This is a genomic window from Actimicrobium antarcticum, from assembly GCF_039536745.1.
In the GTDB taxonomy this organism is placed as follows: domain Bacteria; phylum Pseudomonadota; class Gammaproteobacteria; order Burkholderiales; family Burkholderiaceae_D; genus Actimicrobium; species Actimicrobium antarcticum.
In genome coordinates this window covers 722,680-741,788 of record NZ_BAAAZE010000008.1, presented here as the reverse complement: position 1 = coordinate 741,788, position 19,109 = coordinate 722,680, and the positions used below count along the sequence as shown (strand labels likewise).

19 protein-coding genes are annotated in these 19,109 nt (G+C 59.4%); 8 read left to right on the top strand and 11 right to left on the bottom strand.

Annotated elements, in window-relative coordinates; translation table 11 throughout:
* The first annotated feature begins 21 nt into the window (after positions 1-21).
* The 3 genes from ABD720_RS11320 to ABD720_RS11310 are packed head-to-tail and all read left to right on the top strand — an operon-like array spanning position 22 to position 4,092.
* A complete protein-coding gene (locus ABD720_RS11320) occupies positions 22-1,980 on the top strand; it encodes a putative bifunctional diguanylate cyclase/phosphodiesterase (protein WP_344763392.1) in 1,959 nt (652 codons plus the stop codon).
* A 51-nt stretch (positions 1,981-2,031) separates the two neighbouring features.
* Complete coding sequence (locus tag ABD720_RS11315; RefSeq protein ID WP_344763391.1) at positions 2,032-3,027, top strand: metallophosphoesterase family protein; 996 nt, start codon at positions 2,032-2,034, stop codon at positions 3,025-3,027.
* Between the two features lie 18 nt (positions 3,028-3,045).
* A complete protein-coding gene (locus tag ABD720_RS11310) occupies positions 3,046-4,092 on the top strand; it encodes a GMP reductase (RefSeq protein WP_344763390.1) in 1,047 nt (348 codons plus the stop codon).
* Positions 4,093-4,140: 48 nt separating this feature from the next.
* On the opposite strand, the gene ppnN is transcribed toward ABD720_RS11310, so the two are convergent.
* Together ppnN and tcdA are read right to left on the bottom strand one after the other, a co-directional pair.
* Positions 4,141-5,511, bottom strand: coding sequence for a nucleotide 5'-monophosphate nucleosidase PpnN (gene ppnN, locus ABD720_RS11305; RefSeq protein WP_344763389.1), 1,371 nt, complete (start codon positions 5,509-5,511; stop codon positions 4,141-4,143).
* A gap of 63 nt (positions 5,512-5,574) precedes the next feature.
* The gene (gene tcdA / locus ABD720_RS11300) at positions 5,575-6,441 is read right to left on the bottom strand and encodes a tRNA cyclic N6-threonylcarbamoyladenosine(37) synthase TcdA (protein WP_344763388.1); all 867 of its coding nucleotides are present in this window, start codon (positions 6,439-6,441) and stop codon (positions 5,575-5,577) included.
* A gap of 93 nt (positions 6,442-6,534) precedes the next feature.
* On the opposite strand from tcdA, the gene ABD720_RS11295 reads away from it, so the two are divergent.
* From ABD720_RS11295 to ABD720_RS11285, 3 genes are all read left to right on the top strand, one after another.
* Positions 6,535-7,095 (top strand): hemerythrin domain-containing protein, encoded by a 561-nt coding sequence (locus tag ABD720_RS11295; protein ID WP_344763387.1) that lies wholly within the window; start codon positions 6,535-6,537, stop codon positions 7,093-7,095.
* Entirely contained in the window at positions 7,082-7,717 is a 636-nt protein-coding gene (gene pdxH, locus ABD720_RS11290; protein WP_344763386.1) for a pyridoxamine 5'-phosphate oxidase, read from the top strand. Before ABD720_RS11295 ends, pdxH begins: the two co-directional genes overlap by 14 nt.
* A gap of 758 nt (positions 7,718-8,475) precedes the next feature.
* Positions 8,476-8,697, top strand: coding sequence for a hypothetical protein (locus ABD720_RS11285; protein ID WP_344763385.1), 222 nt, complete (start codon positions 8,476-8,478; stop codon positions 8,695-8,697).
* 545 nt (positions 8,698-9,242) lie between these two features.
* On the opposite strand, the gene msrA is transcribed toward ABD720_RS11285, so the two are convergent.
* The gene (gene msrA / locus ABD720_RS11280; protein WP_344763384.1) at positions 9,243-9,773 is read right to left on the bottom strand and encodes a peptide-methionine (S)-S-oxide reductase MsrA; all 531 of its coding nucleotides are present in this window, start codon (positions 9,771-9,773) and stop codon (positions 9,243-9,245) included.
* A gap of 101 nt (positions 9,774-9,874) precedes the next feature.
* Between msrA and ABD720_RS11275 the strand changes: the two genes are divergently transcribed.
* Entirely contained in the window at positions 9,875-10,405 is a 531-nt protein-coding gene (locus ABD720_RS11275; RefSeq protein ID WP_344763383.1) for a flavin reductase family protein, read from the top strand.
* Between the two features lie 69 nt (positions 10,406-10,474).
* Here ABD720_RS11275 and ABD720_RS11270 read toward each other — a convergent pair whose 3' ends face one another.
* Positions 10,475-11,161 carry an OmpW/AlkL family protein gene (locus ABD720_RS11270; RefSeq protein WP_344763382.1) on the bottom strand — a complete coding sequence of 229 codons (687 nt, stop codon included), beginning with the start codon at positions 11,159-11,161 and terminating at the stop codon, positions 10,475-10,477.
* Between the two features lie 100 nt (positions 11,162-11,261).
* Between ABD720_RS11270 and ABD720_RS11265 the strand changes: the two genes are divergently transcribed.
* Positions 11,262-11,516 (top strand): SemiSWEET transporter, encoded by a 255-nt coding sequence (locus tag ABD720_RS11265; RefSeq protein WP_344763381.1) that lies wholly within the window; start codon positions 11,262-11,264, stop codon positions 11,514-11,516.
* Positions 11,517-11,573: 57 nt separating this feature from the next.
* Here ABD720_RS11265 and ABD720_RS11260 read toward each other — a convergent pair whose 3' ends face one another.
* The 7 genes from ABD720_RS11260 to pyk all read right to left on the bottom strand — a co-directional run bounded on the left by ABD720_RS11260 (position 11,574) and on the right by pyk (position 19,068).
* Positions 11,574-12,641, bottom strand: a complete 1,068-nt coding sequence (locus ABD720_RS11260; protein WP_344763380.1) for an SGNH/GDSL hydrolase family protein — start codon at positions 12,639-12,641, stop codon at positions 11,574-11,576.
* A 123-nt stretch (positions 12,642-12,764) separates the two neighbouring features.
* On the bottom strand, positions 12,765-13,793 hold the full coding sequence (locus tag ABD720_RS11255; protein ID WP_344763379.1) for an L-threonylcarbamoyladenylate synthase: 1,029 nt from the start codon (positions 13,791-13,793) through the stop codon (positions 12,765-12,767).
* Positions 13,794-13,803: 10 nt separating this feature from the next.
* On the bottom strand, positions 13,804-15,033 hold the full coding sequence (locus ABD720_RS11250; protein ID WP_344763378.1) for a 5-(carboxyamino)imidazole ribonucleotide synthase: 1,230 nt from the start codon (positions 15,031-15,033) through the stop codon (positions 13,804-13,806).
* Entirely contained in the window at positions 15,030-15,536 is a 507-nt protein-coding gene (gene purE, locus ABD720_RS11245; RefSeq protein WP_344763377.1) for a 5-(carboxyamino)imidazole ribonucleotide mutase, read from the bottom strand. Before purE ends, ABD720_RS11250 begins: the two co-directional genes overlap by 4 nt.
* Before the next feature lies 1 nt (position 15,537).
* Positions 15,538-16,431, bottom strand: a complete 894-nt coding sequence (locus ABD720_RS11240) for a phosphoribosylaminoimidazolesuccinocarboxamide synthase (protein WP_344763376.1) — start codon at positions 16,429-16,431, stop codon at positions 15,538-15,540.
* A 92-nt stretch (positions 16,432-16,523) separates the two neighbouring features.
* Positions 16,524-17,588: a class II fructose-bisphosphate aldolase gene (gene fba, locus ABD720_RS11235; protein ID WP_344763375.1), complete on the bottom strand. Its 1,065-nt coding sequence runs from the start codon at positions 17,586-17,588 to the stop codon at positions 16,524-16,526.
* Positions 17,589-17,634: 46 nt separating this feature from the next.
* Positions 17,635-19,068, bottom strand: a complete 1,434-nt coding sequence (gene pyk, locus ABD720_RS11230) for a pyruvate kinase (RefSeq protein WP_344763686.1) — start codon at positions 19,066-19,068, stop codon at positions 17,635-17,637.
* Between the last annotated feature and the right edge of the window lie 41 nt (positions 19,069-19,109).

Below are 19,109 nucleotides of genomic sequence, written 5' to 3'. Positions count from 1 at the left end.
CAGCAAGCGATGGAGAGGACCGTGCCAGCAGCAGCCACGGCTACGGGTACACGCGGCATACGCATCAAACGCTTTCTGAGAACCAATATGGTGGGGGTGTTGTTATGGTCGAGCCTGCTGGGCTTGCTGATCGCATTTCTGATCGCCGAACGCCAGCAGCTCAGCCTTTCTGAAAACAATATGGCGGTCATCATTTTTGCGACTTTCGGCGCGTTGTGGCTGTGGTCACACATGGCCTGGCGACAGCATCAGCAAGTCGAGACGCGTGAGTCGTACCGCATTGCCACCGAAGGCGGCCTCGACGGCATCTCGATCCTGAATGCGATCTACGACCGGCGCGGCGACGCCGTCGATTTCATAGTCAGCGACTGCAATGAGCGCGGCGCAGCATTCGATGGAATGAACGCAGAGCAGCTCAAGGGAATGCGCCTATCGCGCCTGTATTCCAAACCACAGTTCCGGATCATGCTGGAGACACTGCGCTGTGCACTCCAGAATGGTTACCACGAAGATGAAGTGATGTTGCCGATCGACGGTCGGGCGACTCCGGTATGGATCTACCGGCGACTGGTGCGCACCGATGCCGGTATTGCCATCACGATGCGCGACATCTCCGATAAAAAAATGCACGAACACGAACTGTGGCGCCTCGCCAATGAGGATGCACTGACCACGCTACCGAATCGCAACTGGCTGACCGGTTTTTTGCCGGCGGCATTCAATCGGGCCAAGCAGGACGGCAGCAAACTGGCACTGCTGTTTATCGATCTGGATGATTTCAAGGACGTCAATGACTCGATGGGCCACTCCGCCGGCGATGAACTGTTGCGCATCGCGGCGCTGCGACTGCAAGCCGCGCTGCGGCCAGGCGACCATATCGCCCGTCTGGGCGGCGATGAGTTCACGGTCATCCTCGCGCCGATCGCCGATCGTGCCGCTGTGGCACAGGTTGCACAACGCATTTCCGATGCGTTTGCCAAACCCTTCGACATGAGCCACGGCTCCAATACCGTGGGCATCTCGATCGGCATCAGCCTCTTTCCGGACGATGGCGATGACGGCGAAGAGATACTCAAAAATTCCGATCTCGCCATGTATTACGCCAAGACGGCCGGCAAACATCGATTCCAGTTTTATGAACCGCGCATGTCGGACAGTCTGAAGGCCAGACTGGATATGGCGCGTGCCCTGCAGCATGCCATCGAGTATGACGAATTCGTGGTGTATTACCAGCCGCGGGTCAATACCTCGACCGGCGAACTGGTCAGCCTGGAGGCGCTGGTACGGTGGCTCCATCCGCAACGCGGTCTGGTGCCGCCACTCGAGTTTATTCCACTGGCCGAAGAAACCCGCTTGATCCTGCCGATGGGTGAACTGATCGTGGCGCACGTCTGCCGTCAGTTGAGCCTATGGAAAGAAGCAGGTTTGCCGGTGGTGCCGATCTCGGTCAATGTGTCTCCGCGACAGTTCAACCACGGCAATATCAAAGCCTTGTTTGCTACGCGCATGCTGCAGTACCAGATCGAATCCGGGCTGATTGAAATCGAAATTACCGAGTCGTCGATGATGGGCGAGCAAGAAGAAATATCGAGCGAACTGCGCTCCATCAGAGCGCTGGGCATCAAATTGCTGGTGGACGATTTTGGAACCGGTTATTCGTCGCTATCGCAATTGCAGAGACTGGCGATGGATGTGTTGAAGGTCGATCGCGCGTTCACTTCGGAGTTGGGCAAAAGCGAAGAAGGTGAAGTCTTCTTCCGTGCAATCCTGTCGATGGCGCACGCATTGGGCATGACGGTGGTTGCGGAGGGCGTGGAAACAGCTACCCAGCTGCGTATCCTGCAATCGCTCGACTGCGACGAAATTCAGGGATACTTTATTGCGCGTCCACTACCTCCCGCCGAGATCCCCCGCATCTTGCAGAAGCGCTTCCTCATCGATATGCCGCGCCAGATCGTATTTCCGCTAGAGATGCAATAGACGATTGCCTTGCTACCGTGAACGCCGTAATCTCCGCACAGGAGATCAACCATGCCGTCACGCACCATGTATTCACGCAATCTTTCTGGCAGCACCGTTTTTTGCAGCATGACGTCGAACCTCAGACAATCGCTCGCTCCCGTCAGCCTCGTGCTGGCAGTCTCGCTGAGCGGATGTGTCAGCGGCAATCGCACCGATCCCGGAACCGCCCACTATCCGGCATTACCCGGTAGCGGCATCACGGTCTATGCCGCAGGCGATATTGCAGACTGCCGCAAGATCGCCCCCGCAGAGACAGCGGCCGCACGCACCGCCGACCTGGTTGCTGCCGGACTGGCCGCTGACAGCACTGCCGTTGTCCTCACGCTCGGTGACAACGTGTATCAGTCCGGCACTGCCAGCGAACACACCAACTGCTATGCACCCACCTGGGGTCGCTTCAAGGCACGCACCTTGCCATCGCCAGGCAACCACGAGTATTACAGCAAGGATGCCGCTGGCTACTACGACTATTTTGGCACCGGCGCCGGCCCGGACCGGCGCGGCTATTACAGTGTCGACATCGGGGGTTGGCACGTCGTCTCTCTCAACAGCAACCTCAAGGGCGCAGCACAGCAGGCGCAGGTCGACTGGCTCAAGGCCGACCTGACAGCCCACCCGGCGACCTGCACGCTGGCCTATTGGCATCATCCGGTATTCAGTTCGGGTGGCCATGGCAACGACGACCGCATGCGCGAAGTCTGGCAGTTGCTCGCCGCGGCCGGCACCGAGCTGATCCTGTCAGCCCATGACCATGATTACGAACGTTTTGCGCCGCAGGATGCGCATGGTCAGTACGATGCGGCGCACGGCACGCGACAGTTCGTGGTGGGCACCGGTGGCGCGGAATTGTCGCCGTTTCGGCTGCTGCGCAATCACAGCGAGACAGCCGATAACGACACCTATGGCGTACTGAAACTGCACCTCAAAAGCACCGGCTACGAATGGGATTTCATGCCCGTCGGCGGCGGCACCTATCGCGATCACGGCAGCGCACGCTGCCACTGAACCGGACGACACCTCCCAATGCATATCGAAGAAGCCGTCAAACTGGATTTCAAGGATGTCCTGATTCGCCCGAAACGTTCGACCCTGAACTCGCGTTCCGAAGTCGACATCCGGCGCGAATTCGTGTTTCGCCACACGCAAAAAAAGTACCACGGCATCCCCATCATCGCCGCCAACATGGATGCGGTCGGCACCATGGAGATGGCGCAGGCGCTGCTACTGCACGGCCTGTCCACCGCGCTGCACAAGCATTATTCGATCGATCAGCTGGCGCAATTTTTTACCGGACTGCGCGCTGCCGGCAGCCCGATGTCCAGCGCGTTTTATTCGATGGGCATCGGCGAAACGGATTTCGACAAGTTCATTGCCGTCAATGCCAACACGCCGATCGACCATGTCTGCATTGATGTCGCCAATGGCTATACCGAACGCTTCATCAATTACGTCAAGAAAGTCCGCGCCGCCAAACCGGACCTGGTCATCATGGCCGGCAACGTGGTGACCGGCGACATCACCGAGGAACTGATTCTGGCCGGTGCCGATATCGTCAAGGTCGGCATCGGCCCGGGCTCGGTCTGTACCACGCGCAAGCTGACCGGCATCGGCTATCCCCAATTATCTGCAGTGATCGAATGTGCCGACGCCGCCCACGGACTGGGCGGGCAGATTTGTGCGGACGGTGGCTGCGCGGTGCCGGGTGACCTGGCCAAGGCCTTTGGCGGTGGCGCCGATTTCATCATGCTCGGTGGCATGCTGGCCGGCCATGACGAATGCGCAGGAGAACTGGTCGAGCGCGACGGCGCCATGTTCCAGCGTTTTTATGGCATGAGCAGCCGGACCGCCATGGAAAAATACAGCGGTGGCGTGGCCACCTATCGGGCCTCGGAAGGCAAGGAAGTGCTGGTACCGTATCGCGGGCCGGTGGCCGATACGCTGCTCGACATCCTCGGTGGGGTGCGCTCTGCCTGCACCTATGTCGGTGCGCACAAGCTGAAGGAACTGACCAAGCGCACCACTTTCATTCGGGTCACGCAACAGCTCAATGAAGTGTTTGGAAAATCATAGCCAGCGCGCCTGACGGAGGCATTGCGCCTCCGTCGGGTGCAGTTGGCATTACAGCAGCACGCGATAACAAGGCGCATACGCCTTGCCCGGCAATTTCATCCGGTGCTGCTCGACGAACGAGGTCAGCAGCGCATCCATCGACTTCATCAGTTCGGCATCGCCCTGCAATTCGAACGGTCCATGTTCCTCAATGGCCTGGATGCCGTCAGCCTTCACATTGCCCGCCACGATGCCTGAAAACGCCCGGCGCAGGTGCGCGGCCAGCAAATGCGGTTCCTGATTCTTGTGCAGGCGCAGTGCGCGCATGTTCTCGTGGGTAGGTGCAAACGGCTGCTGGAATTCCTGGTCGATTTTCAGGAGCCAGTTGAAGTAATACGCATCGCCATGTGCCTTGCGGAATTCGCGTACTTTCTTGATGCCGGCGTCCATCGCCTGTGCAACCTGGCCAGCATCGTCGACGATGATCTGGTAATGCGCCTGGGCCGCGACGCCGAGCGTGTCGGCAATGAAGCGATCGATCTGGGCGAAGTACTCGCGTGCGCTTTCCGGTCCGGTCAGGATGACCGGGAATGGCATCTCGGCATTGGCCGGATGCATCAGAATACCGAGCAGATACAGGAATTCTTCCGCTGTCCCGGGACCGCCCGGAAAAATGATGATGCCGTGGCCGGCACGCACGAACGCTTCCAGGCGCTTTTCGATGTCCGGCAGGATGACCAGCTCGTTACAGATCGGGTTCGGCGATTCGGCGGCGATGATGCCCGGCTCCGAGAATCCGATGTAGCGGCTGTTGTGGATACGCTGTTTCGAATGGCCGATGGTGGCGCCCTTCATCGGCCCCTTCATCGCACCCGGTCCGCAACCGGTACAAATATCGAGGCCGCGCAAACCCAGCTCGTAGCCGACCGTCTTGGTGTAGTTGTATTCATTGCGTGCAATCGAATGTCCACCCCAGCACACCACCATGTTCGGGCTGAGCAATGGTCGCAGCACTTGCGCGTTGCGCAGGATGTGGAACACCGCATCGGTGATGCCTTCGGACGAACTCAGATCAAGCGACGCATTGTGCTCGATCGCCTCATCAACGTAGATGATGTCGCGCAGCACCGCAAACAGATGCTCGCGGATACCGCGGATCATCTTGCCGTCAACGAAGGCGCTGGCGGGTGCGCCACGCACTTCGAGCTTGATGCCGCGCTCACGCAGGATGATGCTGATATCGAATGCCGGATAACGCTGCAGCAACACCTTGCCGTCATCCATGTCACTGCCGCAATTCAGGACGGCCAGCGAGCAGTTGCGGAACAGCTGGTACATGCCGCTGCGACTGCGATCGAGCAATTTGTTGACCTCGGCCTTGGACAGGACTTCGAGGTGACCTTCAGGAGAAATCTGGGTATCGACAGTGGGGTAAATCATAAGCAGGATGTCTCCAGAAAATGTATGCAACTCATGTGTACAACTTCAGTGTAACGAGATTGCTCAGGGTGCGGCGGCAATCCGGTTCAATACATGCGCCGCAGCAACAAGTCCGAACGTGGCAGTGACTACCATCGCCGAACCAAAGCCGGCACAGTTCAATCCGGTGACGCCGGCGGTTGCTTCGGCGTCATCCTCGTCGTCGGCCATCTCACCACTTTCTTCACCAACGGGAAAGCGCAACGGCTCGGTCGAAAACACCGCGTCGATGCCGAACTTGTTCTTGGTGCCACGCGGAAAACCATGCTCCGAACGCAAGCGTTTGCGCACTTTCGCCAGCAGCGGCTCCTGCTCGGTGCGGCACAGGTCACGCACTTCGATTTTAGTCGGATCGACCTGACCACCGGCACCGCCGATGGTAATCAGTTTGAGCTTGTGGGTACGGCAATAGGCAATCAGCGCGGTCTTGGCACGCACATTGTCGATCGCATCGATGATGTAGTCGTAGCCGCGCGCACCGATCATCACATCGAGGTTATCGGCATCGATAAAATCCTCGATCTGGTTGACCTGGCAAAACGGATTGATCTGCTGGATGCGCTCGGCCAGTGCAGTGACCTTGGCCTGACCGAGCGTGTCGGTCAATGCATGGATCTGGCGGTTGATGTTGGACTCGGCCAGGTTGTCCAGATCGATCATCGTGATCTGCCCGATCGCGCTGCGTGCGAGGGCTTCGACGATCCAGGAACCGACGCCACCGACACCAATGACACACACATGGGACGCCCGAAAACGCGCCAGTGCGGTGGCACCATACAGGCGGGCTATGCCGCCGAAGCGACGGTCGAAGTCGACGTCGGGATTGGTGATGACGGGAGAAGAATTGACCACGATGACCGGATCAGCAACTGGAGCAGGAAAAGATTTCATGCGGCCATTTTAACGGACGGCACCACCCTGTTTGCGCCTAAAATCATTCCGTTGCTCCGTCAGGGGTATTTGCTTCTCAGGAAGGGACTCATCATGAACGCGCTATTCGATACGGCACCGGATTTCGGACAGCCGATCGCGGTACTCAAACATTGTCACGACCGCATCCGCAAACAGCTCGACACCCTCGCCCGCCTGCCTGAACACCTGGCTGCCCATGGCGCGGACCGCGAAGCACAACACGCTGCCAGTGCCGTGCTGCGCTATTTTGACAAGGCCGCGCCGCATCACCATCAGGACGAAGAACAGGATTTGCTACCGATGCTCGACGGCATGGCCGAAGGCGATGATCGGGTTGCACTGGATGCCCTGTTACCCGAATTGCTAGCCGAGCATCAGCAGATGGATCAGTTGTGGAACGCACTGAAGACCGCACTGACCGGCATTGCCAGCGGCGCCAGCACGACCTTGTCGGAGCCTGGCATCACGTATTTCTCGACCACCTACCGGAACCACATGCACAAAGAAGAAAGCACCATCGCACCGATGGCCAAACGTCTGTTCAGCAGCGAGCAGATGAGCACGCTCGGCAATGCCATGCAACAGCGTCGCAGCGTACCTGCCACCACCGGGAGCAACCATGTCGATCGCTGACCTGCGCAAGGACTACTGTCACGCCAGCCTGTCGCGCTCGGAGGTGCTGCCCGACCCGATGCTGCAATTTGGCAAATGGTTCGACGAAGCACTGGCGGCGCAACTGCCGGAAGCCAATGCGATGAGTCTGGCCACGGTCGGCGCCGATGGCCGACCCTCTTCGCGCATCGTGCTGATCAAGGAATTCGATGCGGGCGGTGTCGTGTGGTACACCAATTATTCCAGCCGCAAGGGCCGCGACTTGCAGCACAACGATGCCGCCGCGCTGCTGTTCCACTGGGTCGCACTGGAGCGCCAGGTGCGCATCGAGGGCCGGGTTGAACTGGTCTCGGCGGAGGACAGCGATGCCTATTTCAACAGCCGTCCGCTGGCCAGCCGGATCGGCGCGATTGCCTCGGCACAGAGCGCACCGGTAGCCAGCCGGCAAGCGCTGGAAGACCAGTTTGTTGCCGCCCAGGCAGCCAATGGCGAGACGCCGCAGCGGCCGGCGCAATGGGGCGGCTATCGGCTGATCCCGGATTACCTCGAATTCTGGCAGGGCCGGCCATCGCGCCTGCATGACCGGATTGCCTATCGCCTGCAGGGTGACGGAGCGTGGGAGCGGGAGCGTCTGCAGCCGTAATGCGCACGCGAATCGGGGCGCGATCGGATGCAGCTTCAGGCTACGCCAGGTGCATGTTTTCGTAGGTTGGCAAGCCCAACATGCGTCAGGTTGCTTTGCGGGTCGCCACGACGCGCGGTCTGCGGTCTGCGGTCTGCGGTCTGCGGTCTGCGGTCTGCGGTAGCTAAAACGGTTTGCGCTCCGTGGAGCTAAGCCGGGTGCGGCCCGGCAGCCGCTCACTTTTTTTGCTTCGCTGTCGTAGGTTGGGCTGCGAAGCCCAACATGCGTCAAGCTGCCTTGTAGGTCGCCACGGCGTGCGGTCGTCGGTAGCTAAAACGGTTGCGCTCCGTGGAGGCAAGCCGGGTGCGGCCCGGCAGCCGGTCACTTTTTTTGCTTCGATGTCGTAGGTTGGGCTGCGAAGCCCAACATGCGTCAAGTTGCCTTGTAGGTCGCCACGGCGTGCGGTCGTCGGTAGCTAAAACGGGTTGCGCTCCGTGGAGGCAAGCCGGGTGCGGCCCGGCAGCCGGTCACTTCTTTTTGCTTCGCCAAAAAGCAGTAACCAAGAAAAAGGCGACCGCTAGACCGCTGCCCTGCGGGTTCCCAAATACCGTGCCCGGTCAGGGGGAGGGCCGCAAACTCGCTACGCTCAGACAGTGCGGCCCTCTTGTCCCCTGCCCGGACACGGTATTTGGCAGCGGCCTTTTATGCGGAATTCAACGTCAAAACCAAGCCCAGCCTTGATGATTGATTGATGGCCAGGCTCGCTTTGCGCGAGAAAGATGGCTTGTAAAAGCCTTGTAGGTTTTGGTTTTGATGTTGGTTTTGATGTTGGTTTTGACGTTGGTTTTGATGTTGGTTTTGACGTTGATTTTGAAGTTGGTTTCGACGTTGGTTTTGAACTCGAAGTCGATCACGACGAGGAAGTTTTCTCGCGCAAAGCGAGCACGACCATCCCGCTGGTTCTAAGGCTGTGCTTGGTTTTGACCTTGAATTCCGCATAAAAAGATCGCTGCCAAAAACCGGGTGCGGCAAGAGGATCAGAGACCCGCACTGTCTGAGGTGTAGCAGGGGTTTCGGATCGCATGCGATCCGCCTGCGGAACGGGATCCGCTTGCAAGCGGATCTGCGCCCTGCAAGGGCAGCGAGTTTGCGGGTCTCCCTCTTGCCGTACCCAGTTTTTGGGAACCCGCAGGGCAGCGGTCTTGCGGTCGCCTTTTTCTTGGTTACTGCTTTTTGGCGAATCAAAAAGAAGTGACCGGCTGCCGGGCCGCCCCCGGCTTGGTCATGACGGAGCACAACCCGTTCTAGCTACCGCAAAGAAAGCTAACCGCATGTTGCGACTTTCAGCTCGTAGGTTGCCGTGAAAGATATCAGCCGTTCGGCCGCACGCCCCCTCTCGCCCGACAGCGATGCGGTGGGTTGATGTGAAGTAAAACGAATTGAGCGCTTTGCAGGTCGAAACTGCCATTCGAATGACATCCCTGCATTACGGCGTCTCGTACCACCAGTTTCTTTCATTGGCGCGTTGCAGCGCATGGCGCCAAGCTTACCCGCGTGCCTTGTCGGCAAACATCTTGCGAAACTTGACCACTTTCGGTGCCACCACAAACGCGCAATATCCCTGCTGCGGATGCTGCACAAAATAGTTCTGGTGGTAATCCTCGGCTTTGTAATACGTCGTCTCCGGGCTGAGTTCGGTAACGATCGGTGCATCCCAGACATTCGCCATCTCGGCAATCACGTGCTTTGCGGTATCCTGCTGTTGAGGCGTATGGAAATAAATCACCGAACGATACTGCGTACCCACATCGGCGCCCTGCCGGTTCGGCGTAGTCGGATCATGAATGGTAAAGAAAATTTCGAGTAGTTCGCGATAGCTGACGACCGCATTGTCGAACGTGATCCGGACCACTTCAGCGTGCCCGGTAGTGCCATTGCAGACCGCTTCGTAACTCGGATTGGGTACACTGCCACCCGTGTAGCCTGACTCGACTGCGGTGACGCCGTTGAGTTGCTGAAAGACCGCTTCGGTGCACCAGAAGCAACCACCGCCCAATGTCGCTATTTCAGTTGCCATAATTTGCTCCCTCTGAGGTAAACCCCGACTTTAACGCAAAGCGCGGGCAACCGCAGCCAGCGCGCTTTTTCGGCATAATGGAGCCACTTTCAGGGAATCCGATGCCACAGTCCACGCAACACGCCACACAGTCCATCAACGAGCCAGTCTTCGACACGCGCCATTTCCGACAAGCACTGGCCCAATTCGCCACCGGCGTCACGGTCATCACCACCCGCAGCGCCACTGGCGAAATGACCGGCCTGACAGCAACCTCGTTCAATTCGGTCTCGCTGCAACCACCGCTGGTGCTGTGGAGCCTGGGCAGTAACGGCAGCACTCTGCCGGCCTTCACGGACAGTACGCATTACGTCATCAATGTGCTGGCCGCAGACCAGGCGGCGCTGGCAACCCGTTTTGCCAGCCGCATCCCGAACCGCTTTGAAGGTGTCGACTTCGATCTTTCAGAAACCGGCCAGCCTATCCTGCGCGGTGCCATTGCCTGGTTTGAATGCACCAACCGCAGCCGCTACCCGGAAGGTGACCATGTCATCTTTGTTGGCGAAGTCGCACACTGCGCATTCTCGCCGAAGCCACCGCTGCTGTTCCATGGTGGCGCGTTTGTCTCGACCACACCCATTTTGCCTGCATGAAAAAAGCCCCGGAGACGCTGTGTATCCGGGGCTTTTTCATGTTCGTGTCGAACGGTGAATCGCGCTACATCAGAACTTGTAGCCCACCGAAATACTGAACGCAACAGGATCGAGCTTGGTATCGATGGTGCGCTTGGTGCCTGACGAATCGAGCGTGGCAGTGGTCTTCAGATAGGTTTTGGTGAGGGCCGTATCGAGGAACCAGCGATCATTGATCGAGTAGGTCGCGCCGATTTGTGGCGTGATGCCGAACTTCGCATCGATCTCAATGTTGGTTGGACCGAGCAGAGCCACCAGAGTCGGGCTGGCATGCGCATCGCGGAAATAGGCATACGTCAGGCCCAGACCGACATAGGGACGCAACTTCGCCTGTGGTTCCATGAAGCGATACTGGACAAACAGGGTTGGCGGCAATTGCTGCACGTCGCCGATCTTGCCCACGCCGTCGATGGAGCCCTTGCCGATCATGTCATGCCGATACGGCAGACCCAGTACCAGCTCCGTTGAAACGTTATCCGTGACCATGTAAGTCGCTGCCACGATAGGCGCGTAAGCGCTGTTGACATCAACCTTGACGCCGCCCAGACCCGGGCCGCTCAGGTCACCGCTGCTGACCTTGGGGGTAATCAGGTTTTCACCGACCTTGACGGTCCATTGCCCGGCCGATTGCGCGGCTGCCGGTACCGTGATGGCGGCCAGAGCGAGGGCCGCAAACGTGGCCGCTAATGTTGGCAGATTCGTTGTAAATTTTTTCATGTGTCTTCTCCAGATCGAGGGATACTTGCCGTAATGAATTTTAATGATTCCAGTGGCGGTATTGTGTGTCGCCGTTCCCATCCAACTTTCCATTTCCTCCATGCCTGACACCGACCTTATTGGCTATCTCGCCGCGACATTGACGACTACAGCTTTCATTCCACAGGCATGGCTCACCTGGAAAACCCGTCGCGCGGAGGGCGTGTCGTTGCTGATGTATTCGATCTTCGTCATCGGGATTGCGCTCTGGCTAGCCTATGGCTGGATGAGCGGTATCTGGCCGGTGATTATTGCCAATGCCATCACCTTGTTGCTGGCCAGTTTTATCCTGCTGATGAAGATCGTCTATAAATAAGGTCGAAGAAGGTTACTCAAAAGCATACCGGGCTGCGCCAGCCCGGTTGACAGTCGATTAGAACCAGCCTTTTTTCGCCAGTTGCAGCGTAACGTAATCGGCGAAGAGACGATGGCCAAAGATGGTTGGGTGCACGCTGTCGGCGAACAGGAAGCCCGCATTGGCAGTGGGAATCAGCGTGGTGGAATTACAGAACAGGGACGAGCCGCCTGGCAGTTTGGTCAGGTCACAGGCCGGTACCGACGAGTTGGTGACGCCGTACTGCACTGAATTGGCAAAGACATCCTTGTTGGCTGCGTTGGCATCGATCACCACCACGTCGAGCGCCAGATCGGTGACTGCTTTCTGGAACGTCGTGTTGAAGGTATTGACCAACCCGGTCAACAGCGCGCGGCCATCGGCGGTCAGCGTGGAACCGTACGGTGTGGCTGCACTGTCAGGCAGGTTCATCACCACGACGTACTTGGCGCCTTTGGCGAGCACCTTGTCACGCACATAACCAGCCAGTTCGGTGGCGGCCGTTGCCATCGCCAGCCCGGCAGTTTGCTGCGCCTGCTGCGCGGCAGCACCGACACTGGCGGCAGTGGCGCCCGGTGCCGCACTGGCACCAGCGACGACCGCGCCGACATAACCGGCCTGATAGAACACATCGTTATTGCCGCCATACACAAAGACCAGATCAGTCGGCTTGTAGCTGACGTTGGCAGCAAGATGGTTGTCCATCTGCGTTTTCATTGGAATGGTGAGTGCGCCGGTATCGTGACCGATACCGTTGATATTGGTCACGCGCGAGCCACCCTGACCGTAGGCAGTACAGCTGGCTTTAGGACAGGTGACACTACTGTTGCCATAGCCGACCACGTTGGACGTGATGGCCAAATTGAGTTTGGCGGCGATGTCCTCGATCCAGATCGGACCGGGGTTGGTAGTGAACTTGCCGCCGGTTGGCAGGCCAGTTAGCGGATTGATGGTGGCTGGTGTGTAGGCACCGGTATCGCTGAGGCTGTCGCCGAAAGAGACGACGGCACTGAACTGTGGCTTGCCAGGACTGCCAGTGCTGCCGCCGCCGCAACCGGCAAGAACAGCAAGAGAAAGGACGGCCAGGGATAGTTTGAACTGCTGCATTGCATGTCTCCTTTAAAGGGCTTTTTTACGGACGAAAACGAACGTATGTACTTTTATTTTGAACGAGTATGTCACCGTTACCGATGCATGCATAGATTCAAAACGTCGAACCAAAGGACTTTTTTAGAGGAGATGTTCCAAAATACCAACAGAGTCGTGCGCAGCCCGGCGCAGACGATCGTGCACCGCTTGCCAGGGTGCGTTTTTTGGTGGGGATTCGACCAGAATCAGATCGGCAGCAACGGCGTCGAGCTCCCGCAAGCCAGCATACAGCGCATGCGCAAAGCCGGCTGGCGATGCTGGCAGGCGCAGCGCGAACAGTACCCCTTGCGGGTCAGTGTCGCTCCAGTGCATCAGCGCGACGCGCCGACCAGCGTGAAGCAGTTGCTGCAGGCGCGGCAGCAGTTCCGCCGACGCAACCATCGCCACCGGTGTCAGCGGTGCGTAATGGGCCTGCAGCGTGCCGGATGCGCGCGGTGCGGCAGCATCCGGTGCGCCGGGCATGACGCCCAGCACCGCGGCGAGTTCGGCAACCGTGACGCGCCCCGGTCGCAGCAGCACCGGACCGTGGGTGGCCAGACGGGTCAGGTCGACGATGCTGGATTCGATACCGACGTCGCTCTGGCCGCCGTCGAGCACCATGTCTACTGCGCTGTCAGTTCCAGTCCCGATGCCGACACCGAATTCATCCCGCACATGCTGCGCCGTGGTCGGGCTGACATGCCCGAACTTGTTGGCGGAAGGCGCGGCGATACCGCCCTTGCCACTTTTGAATTCACGCAATAACGCCTGCGCGACGGGATGCGACGGACAACGCACGCCCACCGAATCCTGGCCGCCGGCGACCGCAGCGGGAATATGGGCCGCACGCGGCAGGATCAGCGTCAGCGGACCTGGCCAGAAGGCATCGATCAAGGCCTGCGCCTCGAACGGGATCGCACTAGCCCAGTAACCAAGATCGGCACCGGGTGCCAGATGCACGATCACGGGATGATTCGACGGTCGGCCCTTGGCGGCATAGATGCGTGCGATGGCCGCCGGATTTTCGGCATCGGCGCCGAGGCCGTAGACCGTCTCGGTTGGAAAGGCAACCAGCCGCCCCTGTTCCAGCAAGCGAGCGGCAGTGGCGATGTCAGCCGGCGGAACGATCATGCCGATCGCCTCAGAGCGCAATGCGCAGAATCGCGCACGCTGCGTGCAAGCTGTCCTGCGCTTCGGCCAGCGTCGATGCGACAAAGGTAACGTGCCCCATCTTGCGCGACGGGCGCGGATCATCCTTGCCATACAGATGCAAGGTTGCACCAGGCAGCGCCAGCACCCTGTCCCATGCGGGTTCTGTGCAGGCGCCGCTGGCGGTATCGAACCACAAATCACCAAGAAGATTGAGCATCACGGCTGGCGAATGCTGACGCACATCCCCCAGCGCGAGGCCGGCCATGGCCCGTACCTGCTGGGCAAACTGGCTGGTCATGCAGGCATCGATGGTGTAGTGGCCGCTGTTGTGCGGACGCGGTGCCATCTCGTTGACGACCAGCGAGCCATCGTCGAGGATAAAAAACTCGATGCACAGGACACCGACGTAACCGAGCTGCTCGATGATCGCCAGCGCCGCGTCGTGGGCGCGGAGCGCGCACTCCGGTGACACATGCGGACCGGGTACGGTGGTGGTGAACAGGATGCCGTCGCGATGAACGTTTTCAGCGATCGGATAAACCACCGATGTGCCATCGGCCCCACGCGCGGCCAACACCGAGACTTCGTAGGCCAGCGGCAGCATTTTTTCGAGCACGCAAGGCACGCCCTGCATACCGGCAAATGCGCTACTGACGTCCTCCAGTGTGCGCACCCGCACCTGCCCTTTGCCATCGTAACCAAGCCGGACCGTCTTCACGATTCCGGGCAACAGCGTCGCAGCAATCAGGTCGGCATTGATCGCAATATCCTGGTCGGCAGCGATCAGCAGATGCGGCGCGGGCAGGACGCCGGAGCGTTCTGCACAGTCTATGAAAAACTTCTTTTCGACCATCCGGTCCTGTGCCACCGAGACATTGGCGGCGGACGGCGCGACCGTGGCCCGCTGCGCCAGCAAGGCCAGGCTGGCGGCCGGCACGTTCTCGAATTCGGTAGTGACAGCGACGCATTGCGCAGCCAGTTCCTGCAATGCCGCCGCATCGTCGTAGCGCGCCACCAGATGATGATCGGCGGCATGCGCGGCCGGCGAATCCGCGACCGGCTCCAGCACCGCGACCTTGTAGCCCATCGCTTGTGCGGCATGCACGAACATCCGGCCTAGCTGACCGCCGCCCATCACGCCCAGCCAGGTAGCGGGAGTCGCTCGCGGAATCAGCGCTGAGGTTGGCTCGGCAGTGGCGAGCTGTACTGACTCAGTCATAGCGGCAACACCATGGCGAGCGCAATGTTTGTTTGCGCGACACGGAAGGCTTCCAGCTTGGTAGCCAGTGCGTCATCCGTCGTGGCCAGGATCGCGATCGCTGCCAGAGCGGCGTTGGCCGCACCGGCTTCGCCGATTGCGAAGGTTGCCACCGGAATGCCTTTTGGCATCTGCACGATCGACAGCAGCGAATCCTCACCGCGCAAATACTTCGACGGCACCGGTACACCCAGCACCGGCACGATGGTTTTTGCCGCCAGCATACCGGGCAAATGTGCCGCGCCGCCAGCGCCGGCAATGATCGCGACCAGACCACGTGACCGGGCCGTCTCGGCATAGGCAAACAACTGGTCCGGCATCCGGTGCGCCGAAATGACCTGCGCTTCATGCGCAATGCCGAAGTCTTTCAGGATCGCGACCGCATGCTGCATCACGTCCCAATCCGACGACGACCCCATCACCACACCGACGACCGGCGTGCCTGCTGTATTCAAATCCGTCATCTCAGTCCTCCAGCGTGCCGCCGGTCAGGCGCTCCAGCGCTTCACGGTATTTGGCACCGGTTTTTTCCACCACATCCGCCGGCAGGTTCGGCGCCGGTGCGGTCTTGGGCCAGTCGAGCGTTTCCAGATAGTCGCGCACGAACTGCTTGTCGAACGATGGCGGCGACATGCCGGGTGCATACGAATCAGCTGGCCAGAAACGCGACGAGTCAGCCGTCAGCACTTCATCCATCAGATACATCGTGCCCGCATCATCCAGTCCGAATTCGAACTTGGTGTCGGCGATGATGATGCCGCGCGTGGCGGCGAAGTCGGCAGCGGCCTGATACAACTGGATGCTGACATCACGCATTTTGGCAGCCAGTTCGGCACCGATGCGTTGTTCCATGTCAGCGAAACTAATGTTCTCGTCGTGTTCGCCCATCTCGGCCTTGGCCGCTGGCGTAAAGATCGGTGCTGCCAGCTTGTCGGCCTGGCGCAATCCTGCCGGCAATGCCACGCCACAGACGGCACCGGTGGCCTGGTAATCCTTCCAGCCGGAGCCAATCAGGTAACCGCGCACGACAGCCTCGACCATGATCGGCTGCAGCCGCTTGGCCACGACCGCACGACCGCGTACCTGATCGACTTCAGTCGGATGCACGACGCTTTCCGGCGTCACGCCGGTGAGGTGGTTCGGTACGATCGCGGCCAGCTTGTCGAACCAGAAATTCGACATCTGGTTGAGCACGCGACCCTTGGCGGGAATCGCTTCGTTCATCACCACGTCGAACGCCGACAGGCGATCGGTGGTAACGATCAGGATGCGGTCGTCGCCCACCGCGTAGTTGTCACGGACCTTGCCGCGGCCCAGCAGCGGCAAGGAAGGAATGTCGGATTGATACAGACTGTTCATATGCTTTTTCCATGAAATCCGGCCGGGGATGCATGCGCAGCGCCGGCCGAAAAGGTGCCCAATAAGTTGTCCGTAAAAGGACGTAATGCGGATTACTGAACGATCTGCTTGAGGTCGCCCTGCTTGTACTTGGTCGCCATTTTTTCGAGCGACAGTGGCGTGATTTTCGACGCCTGGCCTTCGCAACCGAACGACAGGAAACGCGCCTTGGCCACCAGCATCGCCGCTTCGCGGGCTGGCTTCAGATAATCACGCGGATCGAACTTGGACGGATTCTCGAACAGGTAACGGCGGATCGCACCGGTCATGGCGAGGCGGATATCGGTATCGATATTGATCTTGCGCACGCCGTGCTTGATGCCTTCCTGGATTTCTTCGACAGGCACGCCATAGGTCTCTTTCATGTCGCCACCGAATTCACGTATCTCGGCCAGCAACTCTTGCGGCACCGACGACGAACCATGCATCACCAGATGCGTGTTCGGGATGCGTGCATGGATTTCCTTGATGCGGTCGATGGCCAGGATGTCGCCCGTCGGCTTGCGTGAAAACTTGTACGCGCCGTGCGAGGTACCAATCGCGATGGCCAGTGCATCGCACTGGGTCAGATGGACGAAGTCGGCAGCCTGCGCGACATCGGTCAGCAATTGCTCGCGGGTCATCTTGCCATCGGCACCGTGGCCATCTTCCTTGTCGCCCATCATCGTTTCGAGTGAACCGAGCACGCCCAGTTCGGCTTCGACCGTGACACCAATGGCATGCGAGAAATCGACCACCTTGCGTGAGACTTCGACGTTGTATTCGTAACTGGCGACCGATTTGCCGTCTTCATTGAGCGAGCCATCCATCATCACCGACGAAAATCCGGAGCGGATCGCCGTCATGCAGACCGCTGGCGACTGACCATGATCCTGGTGCATCACGATCGGTATGTGCGGATAGGCTTCGATGGCCGCTTCGATCAGGTGACGCAGGAAGGGCTCGCCAGCATATTTGCGGGCGCCGGCCGAGGCCTGCATGATGACCGGCGAATTGACCGCATCGGCCGCGCCCATGATCGCGAGGACCTGTTCGAGGTTGTTGACGTTGAATGCCGGCAGGCCGTAGCCATTTTCAGCAGCATGATCGAGCAGTTGACGCATTGAGACGAGTGGCATGGTGTAACTCCAGAGCTAGGTGAATTCAGATGTCAGTTGTCAATTATCAGTTGTCGCCGATCTTCATGATCTTCAGCGCATTGGTGCCGCCGGCCTGCCCCATCGGCTCGCCCCAGGTGACGACGATCATGTCACCTTTCTGGACGACGCCTTTGGCAAGCAACAACTCCTGGGCGTTCTTCACAACGTCATCGGACTCGGTGGACTGATCCAGCTGGAACGGCCGGACATTGCGGTACAGCGCGGCCTTGCGCTGGGTCGCCACGCTGGGCGTCATCGCAAAAATCGGAATATCGATGTTGTGCCGGCTCATCCACAGCGGGGTCGAGCCCGACTCGGTCAGCGCCACGATGGCTTTCACGCGCAGATGATACGCGGTGAACAGCGCACCGTAGGCAATCGACTGGTCGATACGTGTGAAGGTGACATTCAGAAAGTCGGCGTCGAGCTTGTAGTCTTCGGACTTTTCGGCCTCGATGCAGATCGCATCCATCGCCTCGACCGTCTCGACCGGATAGCGGCCGGACGCGGTTTCGGCCGAGGTCATCACGGCATCGGTGCCATCCAGCACTGCGTTGGCCACGTCGGAGACTTCGGCACGGGTTGGCACCGCATTGACGATCATCGACTCCATCATCTGGGTCGCGGTGATGGCCAGTTTATTGGAGGCGCGGGCCATCTTGATCATGCGCTTTTGCAGCGCCGGTACGGCCGCATTGCCGACTTCGACGGCCAGGTCGCCACGCGCGACCATGATGCCATCGGAGGCATCGAGGATTTCCTGCAGGACCGGAATCGCTTCGGCCCGCTCGATTTTGGCAATCATCAGTGGCTTGTGACCGAATTCTTCTCCGGCGATGTTGGCCAGGTGACGCGCCAGCACCATGTCGGTGGCACTTTTCGGGAACGATACCGCGACGTAATCGGCCTGGATGCTCATCGCGGTCTTGATGTCTTCCATGTCCTTGCCGGTCAGTGCTGGCGCCGACAGGCCGCCGCCCTGACGATTGATACCCTTGTTGTTCGACAGTTCGCCGCCGATACGCACCGTGGTGTGAATCGCGCTGCCAACGATCTTGTCGACGATCAGCACGATCAGGCCATCATTGAGCAACAACACATCGTTGGCACGCAGGTCGCGCGGCAACTCGCGATAGTCCAGACCGACAACTTCCTGATTGCCCAGCTGGCAGGCTGCATCGAGGATGAAGTGGGCACCTTTGACTAGCTCGATCTTGCCATGCTCGAATTTGCCGACGCGGATTTTGGGGCCCTGCAGGTCGGCCATGATGGCGATTTCGCGTCCGCAGTCGGCTGCGGCCTGACGCACCATCGCCGCTCGGTCGATGTGGTCCTGCGCCTTGCCATGCGAAAAATTCAGCCGCACTACATTGACACCGGCCCTGATCATCCGTGTCAGCGTATCGAGGTCGCTGGAGGCCGGTCCGATGGTGGCAACAATTTTGGTAGCGCGTGACAACGACATGCGGTTTTCCTTGTGAAAATGTCGCGGCGCTTCAG